The organism is Pseudorhizobium xiangyangii (genome assembly GCF_020531965.1).
Lineage (GTDB): Bacteria > Pseudomonadota > Alphaproteobacteria > Rhizobiales > Rhizobiaceae > Neorhizobium > Neorhizobium xiangyangii.
Map to the genome: position 1 here is coordinate 152,815 of NZ_JAJAWH010000013.1, position 8,088 is coordinate 160,902.

6 protein-coding genes are annotated in these 8,088 nt (G+C 58.5%); 3 read left to right on the forward strand and 3 right to left on the reverse strand.

Annotated elements, in window-relative coordinates:
* The first annotated feature begins 444 nt into the window (after positions 1 to 444).
* Both LH464_RS13905 and LH464_RS13910 read left to right on the forward strand, forming a co-directional pair.
* Entirely contained in the window at positions 445 to 1,512 is a 1,068-nt protein-coding gene (locus tag LH464_RS13905) for a FecCD family ABC transporter permease (protein ID WP_226786995.1), read from the forward strand.
* Positions 1,506 to 2,258 carry an ABC transporter ATP-binding protein gene (locus tag LH464_RS13910; RefSeq protein ID WP_226786996.1) on the forward strand — a complete coding sequence of 251 codons (753 nt, stop codon included), beginning with the start codon at positions 1,506 to 1,508 and terminating at the stop codon, positions 2,256 to 2,258. Before LH464_RS13905 ends, LH464_RS13910 begins: the two co-directional genes overlap by 7 nt.
* A gap of 18 nt (positions 2,259 to 2,276) precedes the next feature.
* Here the strand turns inward: LH464_RS13910 and LH464_RS13915 are convergent, their stop codons facing one another.
* From LH464_RS13915 to LH464_RS13925, 3 genes are read right to left on the reverse strand one after another with little or no spacing between them, the layout of a single operon-like run.
* On the reverse strand, positions 2,277 to 3,359 hold the full coding sequence (locus LH464_RS13915; RefSeq protein WP_226786997.1) for a siderophore-interacting protein: 1,083 nt from the start codon (positions 3,357 to 3,359) through the stop codon (positions 2,277 to 2,279).
* Between the two features lie 18 nt (positions 3,360 to 3,377).
* On the reverse strand, positions 3,378 to 4,550 hold the full coding sequence (locus tag LH464_RS13920; RefSeq protein ID WP_226786998.1) for an ABC transporter substrate-binding protein: 1,173 nt from the start codon (positions 4,548 to 4,550) through the stop codon (positions 3,378 to 3,380).
* Entirely contained in the window at positions 4,544 to 6,802 is a 2,259-nt protein-coding gene (locus LH464_RS13925) for a TonB-dependent siderophore receptor (protein ID WP_390624979.1), read from the reverse strand. Before LH464_RS13925 ends, LH464_RS13920 begins: the two co-directional genes overlap by 7 nt.
* Before the next feature lie 205 nt (positions 6,803 to 7,007).
* Here LH464_RS13925 and LH464_RS13930 point away from each other — a divergent pair, with 205 nt between their 5' ends.
* Positions 7,008 to 8,054: an AraC family transcriptional regulator gene (locus LH464_RS13930; RefSeq protein WP_226786999.1), complete on the forward strand. Its 1,047-nt coding sequence runs from the start codon at positions 7,008 to 7,010 to the stop codon at positions 8,052 to 8,054.
* Positions 8,055 to 8,088 lie beyond the last annotated feature (34 nt).

Here is an 8,088-nt window from a genome sequence, read left to right on the forward strand (position 1 = left end):
GACGCTGCGCATCGTTCGAGATAACGAAGCAAAGATCGATATCGGCACCTTGTGTCTCCCGCTGGAGTGGTCTCGCCACGGGTCTTTCATCAGAATTTGGGTGAGAGCCTTGCTCTGGCGGTGTGATCCTGGAACGGCAACCAAACTGGTCGACACAGGGAAGGCCGAGAACGGCGTTTTTGGGCATGGTTGACGTTTGGACAAGCTACCCCAACTGCACCATGCCGGCTTTGGGCCGACCGAAACATTGAGATCGCTTGAACTTGTTATAACACCACTTTTCTTGTCATATCAGCAGCGCCCGCCAGTCAAAACCGCCGAAGTTCTTGACACGCCGTTCCGGCAGTTGAATACCCTCCCAGTCCTGTTGCCTCATTTAGGAATGGCATCTGACCAAACATATCGGTGTGGAAAGGTCACGCCAGCTCGCAAGCAGGAAAACCCATGGCCTCTGCCGTCACACCATCTTCGACAGTTGAAGCGCGCCAGCGCTACCGTGCCCTGACTGCCCGTCGACTGCTCCTCCTCGTTGTCCTCTTCTCATGCCTTCTGTTGTCGGTCGCCGTCGATATGGCGCTTGGACCGGCGCGCTATTCATTGAACGAAGTAATCGCGGCCGTTCTCTCACCCTCATCGGTCAATGGCCAGCTACGCGTGATCATCTGGGAGCTCCGAATGCCAACGGCCTTGATGGCCGTGACGGTTGGGGCATGCTTGTCGCTCGCGGGTGCGGAGATGCAGACAATTCTCGCCAATCCGCTAGCCAGTCCATTTACATTGGGCATTTCCGCCGCCGCCGGCTTCGGCGCCGCGTTGGGCCTCGTCGCGGGTGTGGCGATCTTGCCCGCCGCCATCGAATACATGGTGCCGATCAACGCCTTCCTCATGGCGATGACCGCCTCCCTGTTCATCTACGGCGTTTCCACGATGCGAGGCGTTACCGTTGAGACGATCGTGCTGCTTGGCATTGCCTTGGTTTTCACCTTCAACGCGCTGCTTGCCCTGCTCCAATATCTCGCCACCGAACAGGCGCTCACGGCTGTCGTGTTCTGGACCATGGGGTCCCTGACGAAGGCGACCTGGGGGAAAGTCGCCGTGACGGCGATCATTCTTGTAGCCGTCGTGCCATTTTTCGCCCGCAACGCGTGGGCACTGACCGCACTCCGTCTCGGCGACGATAAGGCCGCCTCCTTCGGGGTGAATGTAAGGCGCCTTCGTTTGCAAACGATGATGCTTGTCAGCGTGCTGGCAGCCATCCCCGTGTCCTTCGTCGGCACAATCGGCTTCATCGGACTGGTTGGGCCTCATATTGCCCGCATGCTCGTGGGAGAAGATCAGCGGTTCTTTCTGCCCGGCGCGGCCGTCTGCGGCGCCTTAATGCTTTCCGCAACATCCGTGGTCTCCAAGATGTTGGTACCAGGCGCCATTCTGCCGATCGGCATCATCACCTCGCTGGTCGGCGTGCCCTTCTTCTTCTCGCTGATCTTCACCAACAGGAAAAAAGCATGGTGAGCCTAAGACTGGAGGCGCTCGGCGCCCGCTATGGACGAACCGACGTTTTCTCCGGCATTTCCACGCGACCAATCGAAGGCGGCAGGCTGACGGCTTTGATCGGGCCGAATGCAGCCGGAAAATCGACGCTGCTCAAGCGCATCGCTGGTCTCCTGAAAGGCGAAGGAGCAGTTCACGTCAGTGGAGCCGACGTCTTGGAACGGTCGATCTGCTACATGCCTCAGGATACCGGCGGCAATGCCGTCCTGACGGTGTACGAGTCTGTCTTGCTTGCTGCCAAGCAGGGCGGCAGTTGGACGGTTTCGGAGGACAATTTGGTCGAGATTGATCAAACCCTCGCCTCACTCGGCATCACGGATCTGGCATTTCGAGACCTCGGAGCGATTTCGGGCGGCCAAAGGCAACTCGTCGCCATAGCTCAGGCACTGGTTCGCAAACCGAAGATCCTGCTGATGGATGAGCCGACCTCGGCGCTCGACCTTTTCCGGCAGATCGAGGTACTGCACTACATGCATGAACTGGCGCGCAAGACCGGGATCGCCGTCATCATTGCATTGCACGACCTGAACCATGTCATGCGCTATTGCGACCAGACGATAATCGTTGCCGGCGGTCGCCTTGTTACAGACGGACCGACGGCTGAGATCATTACTGCGGACATGCTCCGCGACGTCTACCGCGTCAAAGCCCGTGTCGAGACCTGCACGCAAGGCCGTCCGATGATTGTCGTGGACGGCACGGCCTAGACCAAAATCCTCAAAATCTCAGTCAGCTTCCACGCCTCGCCGCCAGTATGACACGACCAGATGCTGGTGCTTCTGCAGACCGCGTTCGCTGCGAAGATATTTGCGAATGGCGCGAAAATCATCGAACTCGCACCCGGCCCAGGCATAGACCCTCTCGTCTTGGCCAGGAAAAACCACGCCCTCCACCGCCGCGGGCAGAAGATTTGCCATCCCGGCAGGCACCCCGTCGCGAAGCAACCATGAGACATCGACACCAGGCGGATGCCGGACGCTCTGGATTTCCATCGAATCCGCCACCTCGATTATCGCAACACCCTTTGCCTGCTCAGGAAGAGCTTCAAGCATTCGAGCGATCGCCGGCAACGCCGTTTCGTCACCGGCAAATAGGTACCAATCGGCTTCCACCAATCCGCCACCGCCCGGCCCTGCAATTCCGACCCGGTCGCCCACCTTTGCAGCTTGCGCCAAGGCCGAGCCAGGCCCCGCATCCGTGTGGACGACAAAATCCAGCTCCATGGTGCGGGCAGCAAGATCGATCGAGCGAACCGTATACTTGCGAAAATGAGGCCGAATGACAGGGTCAGCCCATCGGATAAGGCCGTCGGGGCCAACAGTTGGCCACTGGGGCTCCGGTACATCCGGTCTTTGCACAAGCACGTTTAAATGAAGGGCGTCCAGCGGAACGAAGCGTTCGACATTCTCACCCATAAGCGTCAGTCGGCGCATGTGGGGCGTTACGTCCCGCACCGCTGCAATTTCCATAATCTCGAAGTTCGGAGGACGGGAAATCGCCTCTCCAGCTCCTTTCCAGGCAATATGGGGACGCTCACCGTCGGCGAACTCGACGATATGGGATGCGATTGCCAGGCGGGTGAAGTAAATCCCTTCGAGATCTGCCGCCTCGACATCCACGAGCACCGCGTTGCCTTCGGGAATGAAGCGTGCCGAAGACGTCTTGAAACGCAGCAGTCGGGTCTGACCGTGTTCCTCCAACTCCGCGTCGTGCTCCGTCATGTGGCAACAGACAGCGGCAATAACGGCGTGGGGGTCGGCAAGCTCAATACGCGCCTGAGACAGGAAAGCTGCCACTTTGATCTCCATTTTATTCTTCACCGCCGATCAGGGCATCGTGGATGCCGGATCGGCCGCCACGCAAAAGGTCCCCTCCAGCGGGACCGCCAGGAAATGTTCGTTGAGTTCGTCCAACGTCTTCGCCGGATCGAGATCGCCCATCGCCTCCGGATGGGACCACTTGGCCAAGCACTCGAAAACCACAAGGTTGAGGGATGAGATCGCAAGCTGATGCGATACCGCGTAGGCACGACCATTCTTCACCGCGGAGAGGTTTGCCAGCAAATTGCGGCTCGTCACATCGGCAAGTGAGTGGCGCGCGGCAGCCTCGTCGATGCCACCACCGATCGCCAAGCCGCCCTGCGGGCCGAGATGCGGACTGCCGGTGCCAATATAGATGTCGGGGTTCGCGCTTAGCACGTATTCAGGATTGAGTTGGCCATCGTAGCCGGAGGCCATATCGGCTCCGATATTATGACCACCGGCCAGCTCCAGATAATGTGAAATACGGTTATCCGAGCCTGGCGTATAACAACAGATCGCTCCCGCGTGGACATCAATCACGACCTTTGGGCGCGTGGAAATGCCGGATAGGCGATCACCCACCTGCCGATACTTCTCCCGGACAAAGGCAGCAAACTTACGGGCCTGGCCTTCCCGCCCGATTGCTTGTCCCAAGAGTTCGACGGAGAAGGCCGTTGCCTCTGCCGGGTCGCGCTTCACGCCTTCCGGACGATCGAGGAAGATCACCGGGACACCGGCCCGCTCCAGCTGCGTGGCAATATCCTGCCACTCCTGTTGCCAGAGGCTAACGATAAAAAGATCTGGGCTTACTGCGAGAATTGCTTCGACGGATACATTTTCCGGCACGACGCTGCCAACCTCGGCAATTGCGTCGATGTCTGGAAACTTCTTTTGAAACGCCTTGTACACGCCGCCATCGATGCGTCCGGGCCTTGCCCACCCGGCAATCTTTGCCACTGGGTCTGGGTCGATCAGTGCCAAAGAGTAAAGCAGCATGCTTTCATTGGTCACAATCCGTCGCGCCGGAGCGACCAGACGAACTTCCCGTCCTATGGCATCCTGAAGAAGGATTTCAGCATAGGCCGGACGCGCCAATGAAAGCACCGCGGCCAGGATCGCCAAGCTCATCAGCGAGCAGTAGAAGGCCGGCAATCCACCGGCCCATCTGGAAACGACTGCTGCCAAAGGCATTACCATGTGTACTTCAGGCTCGCGGTAATCGTCCTTCCTGCCCCGTAGTTGCAGCTCCCGCCCGTCAGATTGAGGCAATGGGAGACATACTTCTCGTCGAAGAGATTGCTGACGTTCAACTGGACCCGAGTACCTTCGAAGGATGGATCGATGGCACCCAGATCATAGGCGGCACCGACATCGACCAGAGTGCGCGAAGGGATGCGCAGTTGATCCAGGTAGGTCACATCGGTCTGATAGGACGACATATACCGAACGCCTGCGCTCAACGAGAGACCCTCGACTGCCGCCGGGCGATAGTTCATCCAGAGGCTCGCCTGATGTTCCGGTAGCCGCAAGACCTCATTGCCAACCGCCGCAGCGTTCGTCGAACGAACCACCTCGGAATTCGAGTAGGCATAAGCGGCAAGCAGGTCGATCTCGGGCGTCAGTTCATACTTGCCCTCGATCTCTATGCCACGAATGCGCTGCTTGCCATCCTGAAGATAGCCGATCGGGTTTGCGGGTCGCGGACCTACAGGTGTCAGAGCATTTTCGTGAACGAGATTGAAGAAGGACAGGCTGATCATCCCTCGCCCCTCGACCGGTTCGTATTTCAGGCCGACCTCGAACTGTTCCGCGGTCTGAGCTTCGAAAGCTTCGCCGTTGATATCCGTTCCCATCAGCGGAAGGAATGCGGTCGAGTAGCTCGCGTATGGAGCAAACCCGTTGTCGAAGAGGTGAGTTAGGCCTGCCCGCCATGTGACCGCGTTATCCTTGGTGGCGATATTACGGTCACTGATCCTGTTTTCCGACTCAAAATCAGACATGTCGTAGCGGAGGCCAAAAGTGCCGAGCCACCCGCCATAGCGAACCTGATCCTGCAGGTAGAATCCGATCTGGTCCTGGGTCTGTCGCGTCGAAGCCGTGACCGGCGCAACCGGATAGTCCAGCCCATACCGGGGATCGAGATAATCGATGCCAGTTACAGGTACGCTTGGGGGCGTGTTGCCGAAGTTGGTGTCTGAAACACCGTGAACATAGTCGATGCCGAGCAAGGCGGTGTGATCCAATGCACCGGTGTCGAACTTCGCTTCCAGCTGGGTGTCGACCGCAAAGGCCGATGTCCAGTCATCGGATATCGCGGTGACACGACCGAGTTCGCTCGATGGAATCGGGCCTGCGAAGGTAAAGGCGGGATTGACTAGCACCAGGTCCATATTCTGGTCAGACCGGCCATAGCGCAGGTTTTGCCGGACCGTCCACGTTTCATCGAAGGCGTGCTCGAACTCATATCCGAGATGATAATAGTCGCGCTGGAAGCCGCCCCAGTCCGGATCGCCAAGGAAGACATCGCGCGGTATCTGGCCTGACGGGTTAGGCAGAAGCGTGCCATAGGCGGGATAGAAGCGAGGATTGAAGACCGGTTTGTCGTGCTGGTGATACCCGTAGAGGGTGAGCGACGTATCGGCGCCGGGCGACCAGGTGAGGCTTGGCGCAATCATGATCTGCCTGTCGCGTTCGTGGTCGACCTGCGTATGCATGTTCCTGCCCTGCCCGAGCAGGCGGTAGCTCCACTCGCCGTCTTGTGTGATTGGCCCTGTTACGTCCAATGAACCCTGGATGCCACCGAATGCGGAGGTTCCGATGCTCACTTCGCGCTGGGGCGCCGTCTGTGGGCGCTTGCTGACCTGATTGACAAGCCCACCGGGGATCGCTCGGCCGTAGAGAACAGACGCCGGCCCTTTGATCACCTCGACCCGTTCGAGCGAATAGGGGTTAATACTCGGGGTGGCATAATTACTAGGATCACCGGGGACGACCAAGCCGTCTAGCCACATCGTGCCATAGGCATTGAAGCCTCGGACATAGAGCCAATCGTAGCGAATGTCGTATCCGTTCGGATCCGGATGGACGCCGGGGGTGTAGCGCAAGGCCTCGGACACGGTATTTGCCCCTTGAGCTTCCATCTGGTCGCGGGTCACCACGCTGACGGCTTGGGGGGTTTCGAGAATTGAAGTATCTGTCTTCGAGGCTATCCTGCTTCGCTTTGCGACAATCCCCTGATCAGGACCCGTCGGCCCCTCACTTTGGACGACGATAGTTCCCAGGACGGTCTCATTGCCGTTACCCGGAATTTGCTGTTCCTGAGCCGCAACCGAAACATACGTGCTGCAAAGCAGCGTGCTCCCAAGCAGGGCTCCACGCAGGCGGCTATTTGCCTTATTCGTCAGCGTTGCTTTCCAAAAATCCGGTTGCCGTCCCTGCCTGCTCGTCACGATCTGCTACCCCACTTAACGCCAAAGTTAACTTGACCAGTTTCTTCAAGTTAACTACCTACTAGGGGATGAATAAGCGCGGGGGAACGGCCCGATGTTTGCAATGCGACAAGAAACCTTTGCCGGACACGCAAACTGAAAAATTATTCACCAGCGCGCCGGGTGATGCCTTATCGCGGTAGCTACCCGTAGAGCGTTGAGGGAAATGACCAACAAGCCGCCGCCTTCCAGCCAGTCCGATGCGCATAAAACCTGTGATCGCGCGACGCGCTTTCGGGTGAGCGACTTCCTGCGTAAGGATGGGGTAGACATCGCCAGTCCTGACGACGGGCTTTCGATGGACGACACCCTTCTTCACGGAAATTTCCTGCATGCGGAACTGCGGCCCGGCCTCTTCCTGCACTTGAGTGATGTCACGGAGGAGCGCCCCTTCACGGCAACCTCGGTCTTGCCCGGAGGTTTATCCTGCATCTTCTTTCTCGACGGAATGGTGGATTTGACGATCGGGGATCGGGGATTTCACTTCGCTGGTCCGCAGACGAGGGCAGTAACCGGAACGACGATCATGAGCACGCGTTCGGAACGCTTCCAGCGATCTTCGCGACGCCGTCAGCATTTGAGCCATCTGGTCGTATCAGCATCGCCGGAGTGGTTGGATCTCGACGGACTGACGAATTTCCAGGACGCCTCCCACGGGACCCGCCTCCTCAACAATCACCTGGGCGAACATCAGTGGGTACTGACACCCCGGGCACTCGAGGTCGTCCGACAGATCCTGCAGCCGTCCCCTTTTGTCCCTCAACTCCACAATCTCTTCCTCGAAGGCCGCGCGGTAGAAATTGTCGCCGAGAGCCTTGCTGCATCCATGCGGACCGAACCCGAGATCGACCAGTCAACCATTCTGACCCGGCAGGATCGCATCAAGTTGCAACGAGCCGTCGATCTCATCAGCGAGAACATGGACGCCTCCCTCAGCGTCGATAGGATTGCTCGAGAGGCCGGCGTCAGCGCCAGCGGACTTCAGCGGCTCTTCCGGCTGTCAGCGGGGCAAAGCGTATTCGACTACGTACGAGGCCAGCGGCTGGAGCGCGCCCATGCACTTCTGAAGGCGAACGAAGTCACGATCCCGCAAGCAAGTACCATTGCTGGCTATTCGAACCCCGCAAATTTTGCGACTGCGTTTCGCAAACGTTTCGGGATCACCCCGCGCGAAGTCGCCGCGCGCAGAGCAATCTCGCAGTCTGATGCATAGCAAGCTCCGGCGTTGGTGATGTCATGTCTGGATG